This is a genomic window from Thiopseudomonas acetoxidans (assembly GCF_030362935.1).
Classification (GTDB): Bacteria; Pseudomonadota; Gammaproteobacteria; order Pseudomonadales; family Pseudomonadaceae; genus Thiopseudomonas; species Thiopseudomonas acetoxidans.
In genome coordinates this window covers 90,336-111,248 of sequence record NZ_JAUCDY010000003.1, presented here as the reverse complement: position 1 = coordinate 111,248, position 20,913 = coordinate 90,336, and the positions used below count along the sequence as shown (strand labels likewise).

Here is a 20,913-nt window from a genome sequence, read left to right as displayed (position 1 = left end):
TTGTACAGTGTGCTATAGTATTGCGCCCAAGTATGTGGGTATTGATTCTGCCTTTAGCATGTATTTTGCACAGGGTTTTTATGCGAAACATCATTCGTTTGTTTTTATTCGTTTCACTGTTTGCCTGTGTTCCCTTTAGCCAAGCAAACACAGGTTTAGAGCAGCAACGCTTGCTCTATGCACAAGCAAAAAAAGCCATGGATACTGGCAACCCTTCTGTTTATTTAGCCAACAAAAAAAAGCTTCACGGCTACCCCTTAACCCCCTACTTAACGATGGCCGAGCTCAAGCTGCGCTTAGTCAAAGCGCACACAGATGAAGTCGAAGCGTTTTTGCTGGAGCATGGTGATCTGCCGCAAATCCGTATGTTTAAACTTGAGTGGTTGCGCATGCTGGCCAAGCAAGGTAACTGGACGGTGTTTGTTAAACACTACAGCCCAGAGCTGAATTTGGTTGAGCTTGACTGCTGGTTTGCTCAGGCTCAGCTGCAGCAAGGACAACAGCATGCGGCTTTCCAAATAGCGGAAAAGCTATGGCTCAGCAGTGAGTCGCGCCCCAATGCTTGCGATCCTATTTTTGAAGCATGGAATAAAGCAGGCTTACGCACAGCCGATAAGGTTTGGGCACGACTGGCCTTAGCCGTTGAGGCTCGCAACTATGGTTTGGCTAAATTTCTGAGCAAAGAACACCCCAACTCAGCCAAAGCGCAGTTATTTATAGATGTAGCGCAAAAACCAAGCCTTATCAAAGATAAGCAAAATTTCGCTGAACGAAATAAGGAAAATAACGCCATTGTTTCAATTGGTTTGCGACGCTTGTTTCGCGAAGAAGCCGATAACGCGCTTGAACTGCTGACACACTATGGCAAACAGCTTGATTTTTCAAATGACGAGAAAGCAAAAGTGGCGCGCGACGTAGGCGTCATTTTAGCTAAACGCTTTGATCCGCGCGCTCTCGAGGTCATTCGCGACTGGGATCCGCAACTCTCTGATGAGTTGGTCGCACAATGGAATGCACGCTTACTGCTGCGTATAGGAAAGTGGAACGAGGCTGAGCAATCTATTAGCGCGTTACCTGCGGACTTGGCCAGAACTAACCGTTGGCGGTACTGGCAAATTCGCAGCAAGCAGATTACCCGCCCGCTTGAGCCTGCACCAGTAAGTGAATTTCAATCGCTTGCAAAAGAGCGTGATTTTTATGGTTTTATGGCTGCTGACCGAAGCAAATCAAGCTATTCGCTGAATAATATGCCGGTTAATGTACCCCCCAAAACGCTGAACAAGGTTCGCAATAGCAAGGCCATTCAGCGCGCTTACGAGCTTCATGCGTTGGGTGATTTTGCGGCATCACAGCGCGAATGGCAGCACGCAAGTAGGTTGTTTAGCCAAGAAGAACTGCAAGCTCAAGCTAAGCTAGCAATTGAGTTAGATTGGTTTAATCCAGCTATTCGTACCCTAGCGCAAGCACAATACTGGGATGACCTAGATATCCGTTTTCCGTTAGCCTACCAAGCCAACTTAGTCTCAGCGGCACAGCAGCAAGGTATTCATCCAAGCTGGGCTTATGCAATTACTCGCCAAGAAAGTGCTTTTATGCCTACGGTACGCTCACATGCTGGAGCCATGGGCCTAATGCAGTTGATGCCGGGAACAGCTAAAGAAACAGCTAAGCGCTATAACATCCCGCTGAGTTCGCCACAGCAGGCGCTTAATCCAGATACCAACATTCAGCTAGGCACGGCCTACCTGAATCAAATGATGAAGCAATTTAACGGCAACCGCATTTTAGCCACTGCCGCTTATAACGCCGGCCCGGGCCGAGTAAGGCAGTGGCTGAAAAACGCAGAATATCTGCCTTATGATGTCTGGATTGAAACCATTCCTTTCGATGAAACGCGCCAATACGTGCAGAACGTTTTAACCTATTCGGTGATTTACGGAGAAAAGCTGCAGACGCCAACTCCACTGGTGGAGTGGCACGAGCAGCTATTTGAAGAGTAACCGGCTGTCTTAGTCGGGGTCTCTGCTCAATCTATCAAGAATCACTCCGACTAACTTGTCAGGCTGGAATTTTGACAGGAAATTATCACAACCCACTTTTTGCACCATGGCATTATTGAAACTGCCCGACAAAGACGTATGCATAACCACATATAAATCCTTTAGGCGTGGATCGCTGCGTATCTCCGTGGTTAAACGATAACCATCCATTTCCGGCATTTCTGCATCGGTAAACACCATAAGCAGTTTATCCGTTAACACATGTCCTTCATCGGCCCATGCTTTTAAACGATTGATACCTTTTAAACCATCCGTTTCTTTGTGCACGACCAGACCAAGCTGGGTTAGCGTCTCTGATAATTGGCGCAGAGCTACCATTGAGTCATCAATAATCAGCACTTCACGTCCCTGAACTTTGGCCAACAAAGGATCGGTAAGATGCTCTTCTGGGATCGATGTATTCATGGGTACAATTTCAGACAGCACCTTTTCCACATCGATCACTTCGACAATATTGTCTTCTACTTTAGTGATCGCGGTTAGGTAGTGCGAACGCCCTGCGCTACTGGGGGGTGGCTGAATATCTTCCCAGTTGAGGTTGATAATGCGCTCAACGCTGCTAACCAAAAACGCCTGTACTGAGAGATTGTATTCGGTCACGATAATAGTGCTGTTTTCGTCAATCACGCTTGGGCGCATGCCAATGGCCTGTGCCAAATCAATCACCGGAATAGTTTGCCCGCGCAAGCTAACAACGCCTTTCACATGAGGGTGGCGCTGCGGAATCGCTCTAAGCGTTGGTAAACGCACAACTTCTTGCACTTTAAAAACGTTAATCGCAAAAAGCTGACGCCCGCTTAGTCGAAACATTAATATTTCTAAGCGGTTTTCCCCTACAAGCTGAGTACGCTGATCAACTGAATCAAGAACGCTTGCCATTGGTTTATTCATTACACTCACCTGCCATTAAAAAGCTATGATTTGTATATCGACCAGCAGAGAAAAACCTTAAGGAACCTAAAGCGCTAACTTATAAGCTCAGCTTGCGATTAGATGCTTTAATAAACTCTTGCTTCAGGTCGGCAAAAGTGTGCACCGCCGGAAACTGTGGAAATTCTTGGATTACGTTATCCGGTGCATGGAACAAAATACCTGCATGCGCTTCAGACAGCATAGTGGTGTCGTTATAAGAATCACCGGCAGCAATAATACGGTAGTACAGGCTTTTGAAGGCTAGAACTGACTGACGCTTAGGGTCTTTTTGGCGCAACTGATAGTCCACCACGCGGTCGGTCTCATCAACCACAAGCTTGTGGCATAGCAGCGTAGGGAACCCTAGCTGGCGCATTAAAGGCTGCGAAAACTCGTAAAAAGTATCCGACAAAATAACTACTTGGAAACGCTCGCGTAGCCAGTCAATAAATTCAACTGCACCATCTAGAGGTTTTAACGTGGAAATTACTTCCTGAATATCGCCTAGTTTTAAACCATGCTCATCCAGAATGCGTAAGCGCTGCTTCATCAGCACATCATAATCAGGTATATCTCGGGTAGTAGCTTTAAGCGCTTCAATACCGGTTTTTTCAGCAAACGCAATCCAAATTTCCGGAACTAAAACACCCTCAAGATCTAAGCAAGCGATTTCCACAAATAAATCCTCAAAAATTAGCTGTATACAGTTTGCCGGCGACTTTTCCACCGGAGCAACTATCTATTCATATAACTAAAACATCTAGCAATACGGGACTAAATAGGTTCAAAGGCCATAAGCCTTTTGCTAAGATGCTATCTTACCTTATTTGGACAGTATATTGATATGCAAGCCAATAGTCGCCTAGTTTCATTAGTAGAAGCCTGTGAACAGCGAAGTCCACAGCACATTTTAAAAACCGCTTTTGAGCAATTCCCCAACGAGTTATGGCTCTCATTTAGTGGCGCAGATGACATTGTCTTAGTCGATATGGCGTGGAAAATTAACCCTCAGGTTAAGGTGTTTACCATCGATACTGGCCGCTTACATTCGCAAACTTACCAGTTTCTTGAGCAGGTGCGTAACCACTACTCACTGCAGTTGGAGGTCCTGTGCCCGGACGGCGACGAACTAAAGCGGTTCACCAGCCAAAAAGGCTTGTTTAGCTTCTACCAAGACGGTCATTCCGAGTGCTGTTCAATTCGTAAAATAGCCCCATTGCGCAAGAAACTAGCTCAGGCCGACGCTTGGATAACAGGCCAGCGTAAAGACCAAAGCCCTAGCACGAGAAATTTTTTGCCCGAGGTGGAAGTAGACAACAGCTTTTCTTCCCAAGAAAAAACACTGTATAAGTTTAATCCCTTGGCCAATATGACCAGCGAAGATGTATGGAATTATATTCGTGCGCTAGAGCTGCCTTATAATCCATTACACAGCAAAGGTTACAGCAGTATTGGTTGCGAACCCTGCACCCGCCCTATCTTGCCTAATCAGCACGAACGCGAAGGCCGCTGGTGGTGGGAGCAAGCTGAACAAAAGGAATGCGGGCTGCATGCAGCGGATATAATAGCGCGCGACTAACCAAGTTTTTCTCCGCAACACTTGACAAGTATGCGCAAGATAAGAATAATGCGCACCCATTGGCTACATAGCTCAGTTGGTCAGAGCGCAGCATTCATAATGCTGATGTCCCAGGTTCAAGTCCCGGTGTAGCCACCATCTTTCTTTCCAGTGCAATCCACTGGAGTCTTCAAAGCCCCGTAATCTGGGGCTTTGTTGTTTCTGAGCTAGCCACAGCCGCCCACTTCACTCCATGATAATCGACACTCAATAGCCTAGCAGGCAGGCCGCGCAAACTTTCCTCTCACTTCGACAAAGATAGAGTAAGGCTCGATATGGAGGGTAAGTATCGCTATGAATCGCTAACACGTCACTGATTGCAGTTAAAACAATTAGTCACCAATCATAGGCAACCAGAAATACAACGCAATTAGGCTCGCCAGCAACACCGGTGGTGTCAATAACAGACCAACCTTCATGTACTGTCCCCAGCTGATACGGTAGTTTTTCCCAGCCAGCACATGCAGCCATAGCAAAGTAGCCAAGCTGCCAATCGGGGTGAGTTTCGGCCCCAGGTCATTACCAATCACACTGGCATAAATCATCAGTTCACGGGTTTGTTCTGCCACCTGTGCCTGCTCAATTGCCAAGGCACTGACCAGCGTTGACGGCATGTTGTTCATCACCGATGCCACCAGTGCCGCCAGTACACCACTTCCTACCGTGGCAACAAAGTCTCCTTGGCCAGCCAGCCATTGCAATGCATCCGCTCCCAACCCAGTCAAGCCTGCCTTGCCCAGCCCGTATACCACCAGATACATACCGAGAGAAAACAGCACAATCTGCCAAGGCGCACCCTGCAATGCCTTGCGCACCGATACCTGTGCATCACGCCCGCCTTGCCACCAGCGTCCCGCTACAATCATCAGTAATAATGCTGCGGCTCCGGTTACTACAGATACGGGAACACCCAAAGGAGCAGTAACAAAATAGGCCAGCAGCAATACCACCAGCAGTGGGAATGTCAGGCGAAACACCAACGGATCCTTCACTGCACTCTGCGGTGATTCCAGTCCTTCCAAAGCATAGTCTCGTGGTATGTCACGGGCAAACACCAACCACACCACCAACAAAGTGGCCAACAGGGATACCAGATTGACCGGCACCATGACTGCTGCATAGCTACCAAAGCTGATGTCAAAGTAGTTGGCAGTGACGATGTTGACTAGGTTGGAAATGATCAACGGCAAGCTGGTGGTGTCCGCCACAAAGCCCGTGGCGACAATGAACGCCAGTGTTGCCATCGGCGTAAAATTCAAGCGCAGCAAAATTGCGATCACGATAGGCGTCAACAGCAAAGCAGCGCCGTCGTTGGCAAACAGTGCACTGACCATTGCGCCCAGCACCACAATCAATGGCAACAGCCTGCGCCCACGGCCACCACCGAGCCGTGCCACATGCAGTGCCGCCCAAGTGAAGATTCCCGCTTCGTCCAGTATCAACGAGATGATAATCAGGGCCACAAAGGTAAAAGTGGCATCCCAGACAATCCCCCAGACCAACGCCACATCTGCCCAATGCACCACACCTAAGGCCAGTGCGACAATCGCACCAGCCAGAGCGCTATAGCCAATGCCTAACCCTCTTGGCTGCCAAATGACAAACACCAGTGTGAGCAAAAATATAACCAACGCTAACAACATGATCGTCTCGCTTAAATCAAAGTATGTGAGGTCCGACTAGGTTAAACAGCCAGCCGACTAGAGTGAAGATCACCCACAAATACAAAATGAACGTGGCTTGCAGTTTCAGCGTCATGATTTGGCGCAGCATCATCACTTCCGGAATACTGGCTGCAACAGAACTCATGCAAAACGCCAATGTAGTACCAACAGGAAGTCCCTTCAGCAACAAGCTTTCCATCACCGGCACAATTCCGGTTACGTTGGAATATAGTGGGATGGCCACAAACACTGCAGCAGGTACAGACCACCATTCGCCAGCACCCAGGTTTTCCGCAAACCAGTTATCCGGTACGAAGCCATGCAAAGCAGCACCTGCGCCCACCCCGATGATCACCCAGATCCAAACTTTGCGGAAAATGGTGCTCATTTCGTCCCATGCGAAATGGTGACGCAGATAAACACCGGATTGCTGTTGGCCGGCATCGCCTTGCTTGCCTTTACAGAATTTGGCAGGTTCTTTGCCGATTTTTTCTAAAATAAATGGCTGCAACCAACGCTCAGCTTTCAAACTATCCATGACCAAGCCACCAATGACCCCTGCTGTAATGCCGACCAGCACATAGATCATGGCGAATTTCCAGCCCAGCAAGCCCCACAACAGCACTACCGCAACCTCGTTGATCAGGGGTGAGGTGATCAAAAATGCCATGCTGATACCAATGGGAACCCTGGCTGTGGTGAAGCCGAGAAACAGCGGCAGACTGGAGCAGGAACAGAACGGGGTCACCGCACCAAAAGTCGCTCCAAACAGGTAGCCTAAACCTCGCTTTTTACCCACTAGGTAGTCACGAACCCGATCCATATCCACCGTAGCTCGCAACCAGGCGATGGCATAAATCAGGGCACTCAGCAGCAGCAGAATCTTTACCGTGTCATAGATAAAGAACTCCAATGCAGCGCCGGCGTGTGAGCCCTGTTCCAGCCCAATTACATCGAACACCAGCCAAGTGGATGTAGGCAGAATGTATTTGTATGCCAACAGCCACATGACAGTTAATACAGCCAGCAGGCTGAAATACTTCAGGTTCCAGGTACTTGCTACCTTTACGTTTGTAACGTCGGGCTGTTTCTTAGGTCCACAACAACCACCTGCTTGTTCTGCACTGGACTGCTCTGGTTCGACGTTTTTCTTTGGCCCACAGCAACCACCAACTTTAGCCACAGGCTGTTCAGGTTCTGGTTGCTTCTTTGGGCCGCAACAACCGCCACTGGTCTTCTTTACGCTCATTGCTTGTCCTCGTTTAGGCTCTCTTAGGCAATATTTCTGGCGAACAACTGGATTCAGCTCTGAACTCAAGACACAGCTCGGGATGGCCAGCACAGCACTCGTGGGTCAAAAAGCTGATCAGCTCAAGCATCAGGGGAATGTCAGCGCGATAACGCAAATACCGCCCCTCTTGCTCCACGCTGAGCAAGCCTGCCTGGGTCAGATTTTTCAGATGAAAGGATAGGTTTGTTGCAGGCAAATCCAGCAAGCTGGCTATTTCACCTGCTACCAATCCATCCGGCCCTTGCTTGACCAGCAACTTGAACGCATCCAGGCGTACCGGGGAAGCAAGGGACTCGAAAACTTGTGTTGCAGTTTTATTATCCATTCTGCCACTCTTCAATTATAATTGAACTGTCATACTGATGAGCAATATACCACTCTTGAAGGAATACGCAATATGAGCATCACCATCTACCACAACCCAGCCTGCGGCACGTCACGCAACACACTTGGCTTAATCCGAAATAGTGGAGAAGAGCCAACCATCATCGAATACCTGAACACCCCACCTGACCGTAAAACGCTGGAATCACTGATTGCAGCCATGGGTATTCCTGTACGAGAGTTGCTACGCGAATCAGGCACACCTTATGCTGAACTGGGTCTCGGTGACCCAAAATGGAGCGATGAAGAATTGGTCAGTTTCATGCTGGAACACCCCATCTTGATCAATCGCCCCATCGTGGTAACAGAGCTAGGCACACGCTTGTGTCGTCCCTCAGAGGAAGTACTGGCACTTCTACCCAATCCGCAACAAGGCGCATTTACCAAGGAAGATGGTGCAGTGGTCATTAACCAGGAGGGTAAGCGTGTCTGATTTATTTGCTGATATGCCTAACTTGGAACCAGAGCTATTCCAAAAACCAGACACACAGCAGCTCTTTGCTCCGCAGCGCACAGGCCACCCACCGCGTTTTTTAGTGTTATATGGCTCTCTGCGTGAACGCTCCTACAGCCGACTAACCGCTGAAGAAGCAGCCCGCATCCTGACTGCCTTGGGTGGAGAGGTCCGAATGTTTGATCCAAGCGGGCTACCACTGGTTGACGATGCTCCCGCTGAGCATCCCAAAGTCAAAGAGCTTCATGAACTGGTGCAGTGGGCCGAAGGCATGGTGTGGAGTTCACCGGAGCGACACGGTGCTATGACCGGTCTAATGAAAACCCAGATTGACTGGATTCCCCTGTCAGTGGGTGCAGTACGCCCCACACAGGGTAAAACCCTGGCAGTGATGCAGGTGTCAGGTGGTTCCCAGTCATTCAACGCCGTCAATCAGATGCGTATTCTGGGGCGCTGGATGCGCATGCTGACCATCCCTAACCAATCGTCAGTCGCCAAAGCCTATCTGGAGTTTGACGAAGCTGGACGCATGCTGCCCTCGTCCTATTACGATCGGATTGTGGACGTGATGGAAGAGCTGATGAAGTTCACTTTGCTGACCCGTGATGCTACGCCTTACCTGGTTGATCGCTATAGCGAACGTAAAGAAAGCGCTGAACAGCTGAGCCAGCGAGTGAATCAACGCAATATTTAATCCAAATCAGGAGTGGTCCTGCGTTCAATTGCACTAAGGTGTGAGCTGCCTACGCCCGTATATGGCCCGTAGGTAGCATCCTCTGGTGTAGTACCGCAAAGACCAGCAATTGCTTCTGCTCTATCCGGTAGTAAAGCATGTGGCTCGCACAGGGAAAGCTGTATACCCCTTGACCCACATCTTCTCGCTTGCTGCCTTGCCCTGGAAACTCGGCCAACAGCTTGATGGTGCTGCGCAGATTTAACAGGTACTTGCTAGACTGTTCCTGGCCCCACTGCTGTGCGGTATAACGACGAATATCCGTTAAATCCTGTTGTGCGTCACGGGTTAAACGAAAAGCCGCTGCCATCAGTCATCGTTTCCTTGCAAGAGCTGGTCAAAAAACTGGCCGCCATCAACGGTATCCCCTGCCGCGATCTGTTCCCTCGCCCGCTCCGCCCTCAAACGCAATAGCTCCAGCTTCAATTCATCCGTGCTGACAAAATCCTCGGACGATACCAATACTGCCACTGGCTTGCCGTGCTTGCTGATGTGTACGGGCTCTCGCTGGGACATCAGCAATACCTCACCAAATTTCGTTTTTGCTTCGTTTGCCGTCATGACAGGTCTAGACATTGCACACCTCACACTAAATACTCGATTCGACTGTATCGAATGATTCAATCAATTTGAGTCAAGCCTACCACATCTCTCGGCCAACCGTCTTTCCGGTTTATCTTATTCAAAAAAATTACAGTCACACATTACTGTCATGACGACGACGTCATCATCCATTGGAGTCTTGACCATGACAGTACGATGCCCACATTGCGGCTCAACAAACACACACCAATCTTCCAGCATCACCACAACCACTGCGGGTGCCGGAGCAATTGGCGGCATAGCCACAGCCGTTTCCAAAACCCTCGGCAAAGGTATTCCTGCCGGTGGGGCCGTTCAGTTTGCTGCCGGAATCATCATCAGCAGTATCTTCTCTGGTTTGGCAGGCACCCTGCTTGGAGCCAAAGTCGGCTCGGAGCTGGAGCGTTCCATGCCGCCCAAGCATCACTGTAACCAGTGCGGCCACAGCTTTACCTCGATGAAACAACTCAGTTAGTTATAAGGAGAAACCCCATGGCTCATTTAGTCGAACAGATGGCCTATGCCGGTGATACACCTTGGCATGGGTTAGGCAATCAACTCTCGCCCAAGCAACCCCTTGAGGTCTGGCGGCGGGAAGCCGGGATGGATTGGGAAATCCTTGATAGCCCGGTTCACTTCAAGTCAGAAGTGCATGGCCCTTTGGGTGCCATTCATACATTCCCTGAACAACGTGTCCTCTACCGCTCAGATACCAAAACGGCTCTGTCGGTAGTGTCCAATCGTTATCAGGTGGTACAGCCCCGTGATGTGATCGAGTTCTATCGTGACCTGACCGAGGTATCCGGGTACGAACTGGAAACAGCAGGCGTGCTCAAAGGCGGTCGTAAGTTTTGGGCATTGGCACGTACCGGTCTGGACTTCGCTTTAAAAGGCAAAGATCAGGTGAACGGCTATCTGCTGCTGGCCACGTCCTGTGACGGCACCATGGCCACCACCGCAACACCGACCACTGTGCGTGTGGTGTGCAATAACACCCTGACCGTAGCCATCGATGGCGCATCTCGTGCGTTCAAGGTTCCACACAACACGTTCTTCCAGCCTGATGTGGTAAAGCAGGTTCTGGGCATTACAGTCTCGTAATGGGACGACTTCAAGTATCAAATGCGCCTGCTGTCTCAACACAAGGTCCACTGGAAAGAAACTGTGGGATATTTCATGGATGTTATTTGCGACATTGATGAAAACCATCCCAGTCCCTGAAAAGTTCCTCAACGAACCCGACCACTTTAAAATGCTGTCTCAGCAAATTAACGCTTTACAACGCTGTCTAAAAATCATGTTCTAACTGCAGGATTGATGTGATTTTTTAAGGTTAGCTTCAGATATCAGGCCTACAGTAAAGACGTAAGCCAATCTGGGAGAAAGCCATGAAAACGCCACTATTTTTCACCACTCTATTTGCAGCTACTTTGGCAACTGGAACAGCCTTTGCTGATGACGACTGCAATGACCCCATAGCTAACTGGCAGCCGCGAGAAGCCTTGCGCCAAATGCTTGAAGACAAAGGCTGGGAGGTGCAGCGCATCAAGGTTGATGATGGCTGTTATGAAGTTAAGGGGCTTGATCAGGACGGTAACAAGGTTAAGGCCGAGTATTTTCCTGCCTCTTTGCGTCTACGTAAGCTAGAAACGAAATTCAAACAAAACTCGGGCGTAACAGACGAGTTACCCAATCGAAACAAGCAAAAAAGAACAGATAAACAAAGCAATCGTGATAACGGAGACAGATCATGAAAAAGCTCACTCTTATTCTTGCCATGCTTGCGGCTATCAGTCTGTCTACCCTCAGCCAGGCGCGTGAAGTGACGTTCACCACCCAGCTGAAAAATTACAGCGGTGATGGTGCTTATATAGTGCTGTACCTCGTTAACGAGAACGGTCAATACCAGCGCACGTTTTGGCTGGCCGGAACAAAATCAAAATACTACAAGCACCTACCTGACTGGGCGCGTGGCAGCGGGCTACGCAGCAGTGAATATGATGGCGTGACTGGAGCCAGTGTGCTGAGCGGCAAAACCCTCAAGGTCACCGTCGATATTGATGATGCGTTGATTGATGCGGGGTACGAGGTGCGCGTGGACACCTCTGTCGAAGACAAGCGTGACAACCGTGCCGACGTTAGTGCGCCGTTAACCACTGATGGTGCGGGCAAATCCTTTGCAGGTCGTGGCTACGTGCAGTCATTCAGCTACGGCTTCTAAAGCTGAGCAAACCAGGAGTCTATTATCATGCTACGCCAACTGCACTCATTACCCGGCCTGCTCGCTGCGTTGTTTGTCGTCCTACTTGCTGTAACGGGAGCGATCCTATCGCTTAACCCAGCACTGGAGCGGTTGGCTACTGTTCTACCAGCCGCTGGACAGATAAGCGTTGCCGAGCTGACGGGTAAGTTGGCCAAGCGTTATCCTGAAACCGAGCAAATTGTTCGCACGCCTTCGGGCACTTTGATTGTTTATTTCACCCGTGATGGTCAGGTCGGAGCTGATCGTGTGAATCCTCAAACTGGAGAAACCATCGGCCCCTATGAGCCATCATCTTTCTCGCGCTGGGTGAAGAACCTACATCGCTCCTTGTTACTGGATACTCCCGGTCGTGCAATAGCAGGCATCACGGCGTTGCTATTAGTTACGTTAACGATTTCAGGTGTTTTCTTACTGGCCACCCGCATGGGCGGCTGGCGTCAACTGCTACAGCCAGTCCGTGGCACTCTAAGTCAACGTTTGCACATCGAGTTTGGCCGGGTTGTGATAATTGGCCTGCTGCTGTCTGCATTAACCGGGGTTTACCTTTCCGCCATTACTTTCGAGCTAATATCTGAGGGGATAGAGGCCGAGCCTGAACTGCCACAACAGGTATCGAGCGGTATTCCTGCAGCTACCAACACATTAGCTGCTTTAAAAGCTATGGACTTAACTCAACTGCGCGAGCTGGTTTACCCCTACCCTAACGATCCTGACGGCATGTACTCTCTAACGACTGAGCAGGGTGCTGGCTATATCGACCAGGTCAGCGGCGAGTGGCTTTCTTATCAAGAGCACGATGCCACCCATGTGTTCTATGAATTTATTTATATGCTGCATACAGGCGAAGGGCTCTGGTGGCTTGGCATAATCCTTGGTTTGTTCGCATTGGCCATCCCCGTAATGGCTGTAACAGGCCCTCTGATCTGGTGGAAGCGCCATAGCTCCAAACCCAAGTTCGCTGCTAACAGTGCTGCCAACACTGCTGATACGGTGATCCTTGTGGGCAGCGAAAGTAACAGCACTTGGGGCTTTGCCAAAACCTTACACGACAACCTAGTTCAAGCTGGTTACCGCGTACATAGCGCACCAATGAACCAACTCGCCTCTAATTATCGTTCTGCGCAGCGGTTATTTATTCTTAGCGCTACCTACGGTGATGGTGATGCACCGGCCTCAGCTAAACAGTTCTTTCAGCGACTGGAAAAGATACACCAACAACCGACGTTTGCTACTGCCGTACTGGGCTTTGGTGACCGTCAATATCCTCAATTTTGCGGGTTTGCAAAAAAAGTAGAAGAAACACTCAGTGCTAAAGGATGGCCACAGTTATTACCGCTAGACCGCATCAACCGACAATCACCGCAGGAGTTCGCCCGCTGGGGTAATGCAGTGGGTAAAGCTTTGGGCAGCGAGCTGACGCTGGTGCATATTCCAACACGACCTAAAACCACCACTCTAACGCTTGCTGAGCGCGTGGATTACGGTGTTGACGTACAGGCGCCAACTGCTGTACTGCGTTTCATCGCGTCAGAAAACAACACAGAAATCAATCTTATCAGTCGCTTATTTAAGCGCAGCGGATTACCACCTTTTGATGCTGGCGATTTGGTTGGTATTATTCCGCCGGGCAGCCAAGTACCGCGTTTTTATTCACTGGCCTCTGCTTCCAAAGACGGTATTCTGGAAATCTGTGTGCGCCAGCACCCTAACGGCCTGTGCTCAAACTTTCTTTGCACGCTGCCCATAGGTGGCAACATCGAAGCTTTTATTCAACTCAATCCAGACTTTCGCCCTGCTTCTGGTAAAGCGCCCATCGTACTCATCAGCGCCGGCACTGGTATCGGGCCATTAATGGGCTTCATCCGCCATAACTGGGCACACCATCCTATGTATCTGTATTGGGGTGGCCGTTCTCCACAGTCCGATTTTCTCTACGAGCCTGAGTTAAACACCTACCTTAAAGACAAACGACTGACCGAACTGAACGCCGTATTTTCACGCACCAATGACCGCGCCTATGTGCAGGATAAGATTAGCTTAGACGGCGAAAAACTACGCAAATTGATTAAAAGTGATGCACAAATTCTGGTCTGCGGCGGCAGAGACATGGCCAACAGCATTATGACGGCACTGAATGACATCCTTGCGCCATTAGATATCAGCGTTGTAACACTTAAAGTCCAAGGTCGCTATCGTGAAGATGTTTATTGAACAGGCTGCCTATCCACAAATAAAAATACCTATACAAATTAATTGACCTGTACAGCTTTTAATATATTCTTGTACAAGGCTTTTATTTTGTATAGGTATTTGGTTATGAGCACAGATAAGTTAATCAAGGTTGGCATCAGTTCTTGTTTGCTCGGCGCGCCCGTGCGTTTTAATGGCGGACACAAACAATCCTTGCTGTGCAAAGACGTGCTGAGTCAATACTTTACCTATGTTTCCATCTGTCCTGAGCAAGCCATTGGCCTTGGCACACCACGTGAGCCGATTCGTTTGGTTGGTGATGTGGCGCAGCCGCGTGCTATCGGTACAGTGAATCAAGCGCTGGACGTGACTGAGGCTTTGACCGCCTTTGGTCAACGCACGGCTGCTGAGCTGGATGATATTTGCGGGTATATTTTGATGCAAAAATCGCCCTCTTGCGGCATGGAGCGCGTGAAGGTGTATCAAAAAGACGGCCATAGCGCTGAGCATGGCAGTGGCTTGTTTGCTGCCGCTTTAATGCAGGCACAGCCACTTTTACCTGTGGAAGAAGATGGCCGTTTGAATGATCCGGTATTACGGGAAAACTTTATCACCCGTGTATTCGCCTATGCCCAGTGGCGTGAGTTGCTCGACAGCGGTTTAACACGGCAAAAACTTTACGACTTCCATGCCCGTTATAAATATCAGCTAATGGCCAGCAGCCCAGCCGACTGCACCGCGCTAGGTCGTTTACTGGCCAGCAATCAGCAGCTAGAACTCGCTAGTATAGCTAATGATTACTTCAATTTGTTTATGCCTGCTTTGAAAAAAATAGCCAATCGCGGCACGCATACCAATGTGTTACAGCACATCAGTGGCTATATCAAACACTCGCTCAGTAGCGCTGAAAAGCGTGAGTTACAAGCCTTAATTACGCAGTATCGCACCGGTATTGTGCCGTTAATTGTGCCGCTGACGCTGATAAAACATCATTTTAACCGCCATCCCGATCGCTACATTGCTGGGCAGGTGTATTTGCAGCCGCACCCTGAAAACCTTAGCTTGCGTAACGCGCTATGAATGATTTTATCTCCCAAACAGCGCAAGAGGCTGGTAAGCGACACGCTGAGCCACTATTCCCGATTCGCGATGTCGCCCAGCAAACCGGAGTCAATCCCGTCACTTTGCGCGCGTGGGAGCGTCGTTACGGACTCATCAAACCACTGCGCACCGCCAAGGGTCATCGTCTGTATAGCTTTGAACATATTAAGCGGATTCGTAAAGTTCTTGACTGGCTTGAGCGTGGCGTGGCGGTTAGCCAAGTGAAGCAATTGCTTGAAGAACAGACAGGGCAGCCATTGGCTGAAGACTCGCCTTGGCGCACCCAGCAGGCGCAATGGTTTACATGGATTGAACAGCTGGCCGAGCGCCAACTGGATGAGGGTTTTAAGCAAGCGATGGCGCTATACCCGCCAGAAACACTCTGCCAGCACTTGCTGTTGCCCTTGCTAGAAAAGCTACAGCAACACTGGAGAGTCACTGAGGGTGCTCGGGTTGAGCAGGTATTTTTTATGACGTGGCTGCGTACTCAGCTTGCCAGTCGTATAGCGCACAACAACCGCTTGCATCACAGCCCGCCGCTGCTGGTTGTCAGCTTATCTGAACAAATAATGGAGCCAAAGTTGTGGCTTTGCGGATGGCTGGCCAGCTATGCCGAATGCTCGGTGCGGGTGCTTGAATGGCCTATTCCGGCGCCTGACTTGACGCTTGCTGTTAAACGTCTACAACCGCGGGCACTGTTGCTCTACGGTAGCCAACGTATACAGGTTGAATCGCTGCGTGAGCTGATAGAGAACCTGCCCTGCCCTGTGCTGTTATCGGGCCAATCGGTGACGATTCATCGCGATGAATTAGCCGATTTAACCCAGCTTAACTGCGCTGCCGATCCGCTGCAGACCTACCACAGCCTGCAGCATCTCAATCTTTTACACCATCAATAAGGAACTGCACATGCGCCAACTCATTTGGTTGCGTACTGATCTGCGGATACATGACAACACCGCCTTGCTCGCCGCCACTCAAGCGGGCCCTACGATTGCGGTGTTTTTACTCAGCTCAGCGCAGTGGCAAACACACAATAATGCCGCCTGCAAAGTCGATTTTTGGCTGCGTAACCTTGCCGAAGTGCAAAGAAACCTCGCGGCACTCAACATCCCCTTACTGATTCGTAGCGCCGAACGTTGGCAAGAAGCGCCTACAGTCATAGCCCAGCTGTGCCATGAATTAAACATTAGCGCTGTGCATGTTAATACCGAGTATGGCGTTGACGAAAGCCAACGTGATGCAGCCGTTGGTGCGCAACTGGTTGAACAGGGCCTCTTATTTAAAAGTCATCATGACCGATTGTTGTTTAAGCCCGGCAGTATTCTCACGCAAAATGACAGCTACTTTAAAGTATTCAGCCAGTTTCGTAAGGTCTGCTATCAGCGCTTACACAATTACATTGCACCATGCCTTACCGTACCTACAGCGCAAGCGGTTTTACCCATTGAGGCCGATCCCGTTCCTGCTAACGTGGCTGGATTCACAACAGTTGCCACCTCACTGCAAGCCCTATGGCCTGCGGGTGAAACCGCTGCACAGCAACGTCTGGATAGCTTTTGTGCTGAGGCGATTGATGATTATTCAGAGCAACGCGACTTCCCTGCCGAGCTAGGCACTAGCCAGATTTCTGCCTATTTAGCTGCCGGTGTGCTGTCTGTGCGCCAATGCTTGCATGCTGCGCTAGCGGTGAACCAGGGCGAGTTTGATTGCGGCAAGTCAGGCGTGGTGACTTGGATTAACGAACTGCTTTGGCGTGAGTTTTACACGCACATACTGGTGGGATACCCCAAGGTATCGCGTCACCGAGCCTTCAAGGTTGAAACAGAGTTTTTAGCTTGGCGCAAAGCACCCGATGACTTGCTGGCTTGGCAACAAGGCCGCACCGGTTTCCCGATTATTGATGCAGCGATGCGACAACTTCTAGCCACTGGTTGGATGCACAACCGTCTGCGCATGGTTGTGGCCATGTTTTTAACTAAAAACCTGCTGATTAACTGGCGTGAAGGTGAACGCTTTTTTATGCAGCACTTAATCGATGGTGATTTAGCCGCAAACAATGGCGGCTGGCAGTGGAGCGCATCAACAGGTACAGATGCCGTGCCATATTTTCGTCTATTTAACCCCATCAGCCAATCCAAAAAATTTGACCCACAAGGCGACTTTATTCGGCACTGGTTGCCTGAGCTGGCACACTTAAGTGACAAAGACATCCACCAGCCGAAACAGCTGGGTGGCTTATTTGATACCACTGATTACCCCAAACCCATAGTGGATTTAGCCTCGAGTCGTGAACGGGCATTAAATGCATTTAAAAACCTGCCGCGAAACCTGCCGCGAAACCTGCCGCGCAGCGCCGATTTTAACGACCCTTTTGGTACAGATTGATGAATGGACTAAGACTACTGATTAATATCGTCCTTGCGGCTGTGTGCGCTTGGGGCGGCATCTATTTGCTTGGGCAGGACTCTTATTATCTGCATGACCGCTGGCATCGTGTGCCGGGCACGACCTTCTCTGGAATGTAGCTGTATCTCTTAGCTGCGAGCCTGTTCTGCCTGAGTGCCTTCTCCATCGCCGTTGCGCGAGCTGGGCTAGCAGGAACACTGCCCATGCTAAACCCCCAGTCTCTTGAGATACATCCAAACTACAAAGGGCAGCTCCTTACGCTGTATTGGTATTTTGTGGTTCCCGCTAACGAACTTCAATTCCACCCTGCTGAGGGTTCTTTTTAAATAGAAAAATATATTCTGCGGTCTATACTTAGCCATATCTACATGAAAGGACTCAGGCGTATGGCTAATAAAACCCCCACCCTGCTTTTTCTTCTAACAGCCTTGCTAGTGTCCAACACTGCGGTGCTGGCCAGCGAGAGGCAAACAGAGTTCAACGATGATAATTACCAGCCACGCGGTGCTATCAATATAACACCGGGAATAAAAACCAAAAAAACACAGCGCAAACCCGCAAAAGCAGCTCAGCCCGGGCCGTTACGTTCGGTGAAATGGCAGTGGGACGGTGCTGGTTTTTCCAATAAGCGCAAAAGCCAGAGTAAAAGCGCAGGCGTGTTTTATTATCAAATCCGCAACCGCAGCATTAACACCTCTAGCCTGTGCGACAACTACACTGCTGGTTCGCTAATTTATAGGGATTGTCGCAAAGCGGCTAAAAGGTACTTTAACGAACAATGCTCAAGCCAGTTTCCAGAGGCCTGCGGCGCCGCTGGAATGACGCCATAGAGCATAAAGCACCTATGACATCATCGAGCATCTATTATGCAGAGGCTTCTTTGTTAACTGATGCTGCTTTTAATTTGTCAGGGTTAATTAAAAAGTGTGCCAACGCGGGCAGTAACCAAATTGCACCCAGCATGTTCCAAAGGAACATAAAGGTCAGCATTAAGCCCATATCTGCTTGGAATTTAATGTCTGAGAAAATCCATGTTGCCACGCCAATGGCTAAACACACCCCGGTAAAGAGCACGGCTTTACCAGTTGATTTTAAGGTTTGATAGTAGGCTTCTTGCAGCGGTATGCCCATGCGTAAGAAGGTCTCTAGGCGACTGTAGATATAAATCCCATAGTCCACCCCAATGCCCACGCCTAACGCAATAACAGGCAAAGTCGCAACCTTAACGCCTATCCCCAACCATGCCATTAAGGCATTACCCAGTACCGAAGTGAGCACCAACGGTAAAATCACACAGGCCGTTGCCGCAACCGAACGGAACGTTAGCAGACACATAAAAATCACTGCACTGTATACCGCAATAAGCATCATGCCTTCAGAAGCAGAAATCACATCGTTGGTCGCCGCCTCAATCCCCGCATTCCCCGCTGCCAATAGGAACTGGTAATCATCGGTATTGTTTTGCGCAGCAAACTCTTCCACTGCAGCGACAGCGGTTGCGAGCGTTTGGGCTTTGTGATCCTCAAGGAAAATAAGCACGGGGGCTAGTGAGCAATCTGAGTTATACAGTGAGTCGGCACGGGAAATGGAGTTATTCAGCACGTGTGCGTTACGTGACAAAGCCTCCCACTTCAAATTTCCTTCGTTCATGCCTTTAATCACTTGCTTGGCCACGGTCACCATGGATACCACCGACTGCACGCCCTGGGTATTTTCCATTTTCCAGGTCAGGTTATCCATCGCATTCATCACGTCGTACTTAGAGCACGACTCCGTGGGTGTTTTTACCATCACAACCAAGACATCTGAGCTGGTTGAGTAATTATTGATCACAAAGTCGTTATCAAGGTTATAACGCGAGTCGGGATGCAGCTCGGGAGCTCCTTGGTCAAGATCGCCAACCTGTAAATTTTGCCCATACCAAAGACCTAAACACACAGCCACCACCGCTAAACCAATAGAAATAGGTGCTACTTTAGCGTTGGCAAAGTTAGACGCTTTGCGCCATATGCCGCTTTCTCGCGCCCCACTTTCACGACTTGCCTTCAGAGCTGCTTTACTTAATCCCAAATACGACACCACCACTGGCAAGAAAATCAGGTTGGTCAGAATAATGACCGCCACACCCACCGAAGCACCGATAGCCAGCTCACGAATCACGCCAATATCAATCAATAACAGCGTAATGAAACCAACCGCATCGGAGGATAACGCTATCATGCCCGGCACAAATAGCTGCCTAAACGCCATACGTGCGGCGCTAAGCGCATTCACGGCGGTACTAGACGACATGGCAACACCGTTAATGATCTGCACACCATGCGAGATGCCGATGGCAAAGACCAAGAACGGCACCAACATGGAATAAGGGTCAATACCAAAACCCATCAGATGCAACAGCCCTAGCTGCCAACCCACAGCCACTAGCGTAGTAAACAGTACAGCCAAGGTGCTTTTGATACAGCGTGTGAAACGCAATAGCAGCAAGAACGTGATGCCTAGCGCGACCGCAAAGAACATCGCAACACCAATCAAGCCATCAATTAAGTCACCGACTTTTTTAGCAAAACCAATAATGTGGATTTTGATCTTAGGGTTCTGAGACTGATACTTATCACGAATGTGCTCTTCAAGCTGATGTGAGAAATCACGGTAATCCAGTTTAAGTAAGGTGCCCTGATCTTGCGGATCAGGAAACACTTCCAATAACGGAATTTCAACAATGCTGGACTTGAAATTATTCGCCACCAAGCGCCCTACTTGACCCGACTTAAGAATATTACTGCGTAACTCTTCCAGGCTTTCTGCCGAGCCATCATAGGTTTGTGGAATAACCTCCCCACCATCAAAGCCTTCTTCGGTCACTTCAGTCCAGCGCACGTTTGGACTCCAAAGAGAGCGCACGCCAGCACGGTCTACACCGGGAATATAAAAGGCTTCATCGCTAATTTGCTTCAGCGTTTCCATGTACTCAGGGTCGAAGATATCGCCTTCAGTCGCTTCAACAGAAATACGTACGCTATTACCTAGGTTCGAGAGGTCATCCTTGTACTGCAACATCTTTTCAATGTAGGGGTGCTGCAGTGGAATCATTTTTTCAAAGCTGGTTTCTGGTCGTACTTGTGCCGCTTGCCAGAATAAAAAAACACTGGTAAGTGCACAAATCAGGATAACCCAAGGACGGTTACTAAAAATGAGCCGCTCAGCAACTGCTGCTGGATTACTTGTGGATTTCCCCGTCATATCCCTACT

General features: G+C 49.5%; 21 protein-coding genes, 1 tRNA gene and 1 pseudogene. 15 read left to right on the top strand and 8 right to left on the bottom strand.

Features of this window, described 5'->3' with window-relative positions:
- Nucleotides 1-80: 80 nt before the first annotated feature.
- Nucleotides 81-2,000: a transglycosylase SLT domain-containing protein gene (locus tag QEZ41_RS03795; RefSeq protein WP_289410057.1), complete on the top strand. Its 1,920-nt coding sequence runs from the start codon at nt 81-83 to the stop codon at nt 1,998-2,000.
- Between the two features lie 9 nt (nt 2,001-2,009).
- Here the strand turns inward: QEZ41_RS03795 and QEZ41_RS03790 are convergent, their stop codons facing one another.
- Together QEZ41_RS03790 and thrH are read right to left on the bottom strand one after the other, a co-directional pair.
- Nucleotides 2,010-2,939, bottom strand: coding sequence for a chemotaxis protein CheV (locus tag QEZ41_RS03790; protein WP_289410164.1), 930 nt, complete (start codon nt 2,937-2,939; stop codon nt 2,010-2,012).
- 91 nt (nt 2,940-3,030) lie between these two features.
- The gene (gene thrH, locus QEZ41_RS03785; RefSeq protein ID WP_289410056.1) at nt 3,031-3,648 is read right to left on the bottom strand and encodes a bifunctional phosphoserine phosphatase/homoserine phosphotransferase ThrH; all 618 of its coding nucleotides are present in this window, start codon (nt 3,646-3,648) and stop codon (nt 3,031-3,033) included.
- A 168-nt stretch (nt 3,649-3,816) separates the two neighbouring features.
- On the opposite strand from thrH, the gene QEZ41_RS03780 reads away from it, so the two are divergent.
- Both QEZ41_RS03780 and QEZ41_RS03775 read left to right on the top strand, forming a co-directional pair.
- Nucleotides 3,817-4,551 (top strand): phosphoadenylyl-sulfate reductase, encoded by a 735-nt coding sequence (locus QEZ41_RS03780; protein WP_289410055.1) that lies wholly within the window; start codon nt 3,817-3,819, stop codon nt 4,549-4,551.
- Nucleotides 4,552-4,612: 61 nt separating this feature from the next.
- Nucleotides 4,613-4,689 (top strand) — tRNA-Met (locus QEZ41_RS03775).
- Between the two features lie 233 nt (nt 4,690-4,922).
- Here QEZ41_RS03775 and QEZ41_RS03770 read toward each other — a convergent pair.
- Genes QEZ41_RS03770 through QEZ41_RS03760 form a run of 3 tightly spaced genes read right to left on the bottom strand, consistent with a single transcriptional unit; the run spans nt 4,923 to nt 7,870 of the window.
- Complete coding sequence (locus QEZ41_RS03770; protein ID WP_289410054.1) at nt 4,923-6,233, bottom strand: arsenic transporter; 1,311 nt, start codon at nt 6,231-6,233, stop codon at nt 4,923-4,925.
- Between the two features lie 16 nt (nt 6,234-6,249).
- Nucleotides 6,250-7,503 (bottom strand): permease, encoded by a 1,254-nt coding sequence (locus tag QEZ41_RS03765; RefSeq protein ID WP_289410053.1) that lies wholly within the window; start codon nt 7,501-7,503, stop codon nt 6,250-6,252.
- Between the two features lie 13 nt (nt 7,504-7,516).
- Nucleotides 7,517-7,870, bottom strand: coding sequence for an ArsR/SmtB family transcription factor (locus QEZ41_RS03760; RefSeq protein WP_289410052.1), 354 nt, complete (start codon nt 7,868-7,870; stop codon nt 7,517-7,519).
- Between the two features lie 72 nt (nt 7,871-7,942).
- On the opposite strand from QEZ41_RS03760, the gene arsC reads away from it, so the two are divergent.
- Together arsC and arsH are read left to right on the top strand one after the other, a co-directional pair.
- Nucleotides 7,943-8,362: an arsenate reductase (glutaredoxin) gene (gene arsC / locus QEZ41_RS03755; RefSeq protein WP_289410051.1), complete on the top strand. Its 420-nt coding sequence runs from the start codon at nt 7,943-7,945 to the stop codon at nt 8,360-8,362.
- 13 nt (nt 8,363-8,375) lie between these two features.
- A complete protein-coding gene (gene arsH / locus QEZ41_RS03750) occupies nt 8,376-9,077 on the top strand; it encodes an arsenical resistance protein ArsH (RefSeq protein ID WP_434556787.1) in 702 nt (233 codons plus the stop codon).
- 49 nt (nt 9,078-9,126) lie between these two features.
- On the opposite strand, the gene QEZ41_RS03745 is transcribed toward arsH, so the two are convergent.
- Nucleotides 9,127-9,426, bottom strand: coding sequence for a type II toxin-antitoxin system RelE/ParE family toxin (locus QEZ41_RS03745; RefSeq protein ID WP_289410049.1), 300 nt, complete (start codon nt 9,424-9,426; stop codon nt 9,127-9,129).
- A complete protein-coding gene (locus QEZ41_RS03740) occupies nt 9,426-9,692 on the bottom strand; it encodes a type II toxin-antitoxin system prevent-host-death family antitoxin (protein WP_289410048.1) in 267 nt (88 codons plus the stop codon). Before QEZ41_RS03740 ends, QEZ41_RS03745 begins: the two co-directional genes overlap by 1 nt.
- 172 nt (nt 9,693-9,864) lie before the next feature.
- On the opposite strand from QEZ41_RS03740, the gene QEZ41_RS03735 reads away from it, so the two are divergent.
- The 10 genes and pseudogenes from QEZ41_RS03735 (at nt 9,865) to QEZ41_RS03690 (ending at nt 18,491) form a co-directional block, all read left to right on the top strand.
- Nucleotides 9,865-10,173, top strand: a complete 309-nt coding sequence (locus QEZ41_RS03735) for a hypothetical protein (RefSeq protein WP_289410047.1) — start codon at nt 9,865-9,867, stop codon at nt 10,171-10,173.
- Nucleotides 10,174-10,190: 17 nt separating this feature from the next.
- Nucleotides 10,191-10,916: pseudogene (locus QEZ41_RS03730) on the top strand (DUF932 domain-containing protein); the annotation flags it as partial.
- A gap of 170 nt (nt 10,917-11,086) precedes the next feature.
- Nucleotides 11,087-11,452: a PepSY domain-containing protein gene (locus tag QEZ41_RS03725; RefSeq protein ID WP_289410046.1), complete on the top strand. Its 366-nt coding sequence runs from the start codon at nt 11,087-11,089 to the stop codon at nt 11,450-11,452.
- Nucleotides 11,449-11,919, top strand: a complete 471-nt coding sequence (locus QEZ41_RS03720) for a DUF2271 domain-containing protein (RefSeq protein WP_289410045.1) — start codon at nt 11,449-11,451, stop codon at nt 11,917-11,919. The genes QEZ41_RS03725 and QEZ41_RS03720 overlap by 4 nt, the downstream gene beginning before the upstream one ends.
- 27 nt (nt 11,920-11,946) lie before the next feature.
- A complete protein-coding gene (locus QEZ41_RS03715) occupies nt 11,947-14,172 on the top strand; it encodes a PepSY domain-containing protein (protein ID WP_289410044.1) in 2,226 nt (741 codons plus the stop codon).
- A gap of 105 nt (nt 14,173-14,277) precedes the next feature.
- Nucleotides 14,278-15,231: a YbgA family protein gene (locus tag QEZ41_RS03710; protein WP_289410043.1), complete on the top strand. Its 954-nt coding sequence runs from the start codon at nt 14,278-14,280 to the stop codon at nt 15,229-15,231.
- Nucleotides 15,228-16,151, top strand: coding sequence for a MerR family transcriptional regulator (locus QEZ41_RS03705; RefSeq protein ID WP_289410042.1), 924 nt, complete (start codon nt 15,228-15,230; stop codon nt 16,149-16,151). Before QEZ41_RS03710 ends, QEZ41_RS03705 begins: the two co-directional genes overlap by 4 nt.
- A 10-nt stretch (nt 16,152-16,161) precedes the next feature.
- A complete protein-coding gene (gene phrB / locus QEZ41_RS03700) occupies nt 16,162-17,640 on the top strand; it encodes a deoxyribodipyrimidine photo-lyase (RefSeq protein WP_289410041.1) in 1,479 nt (492 codons plus the stop codon).
- Nucleotides 17,640-17,780, top strand: coding sequence for a hypothetical protein (locus tag QEZ41_RS03695; protein WP_289410040.1), 141 nt, complete (start codon nt 17,640-17,642; stop codon nt 17,778-17,780). Before phrB ends, QEZ41_RS03695 begins: the two co-directional genes overlap by 1 nt.
- A 267-nt stretch (nt 17,781-18,047) precedes the next feature.
- On the top strand, nt 18,048-18,491 hold the full coding sequence (locus tag QEZ41_RS03690) for a hypothetical protein (protein WP_289410039.1): 444 nt from the start codon (nt 18,048-18,050) through the stop codon (nt 18,489-18,491).
- A 34-nt stretch (nt 18,492-18,525) separates the two neighbouring features.
- Here QEZ41_RS03690 and QEZ41_RS03685 read toward each other — a convergent pair whose 3' ends face one another.
- Entirely contained in the window at nt 18,526-20,904 is a 2,379-nt protein-coding gene (locus tag QEZ41_RS03685; RefSeq protein WP_289410038.1) for an efflux RND transporter permease subunit, read from the bottom strand.
- Nucleotides 20,905-20,913: the final 9 nt, after the last annotated feature.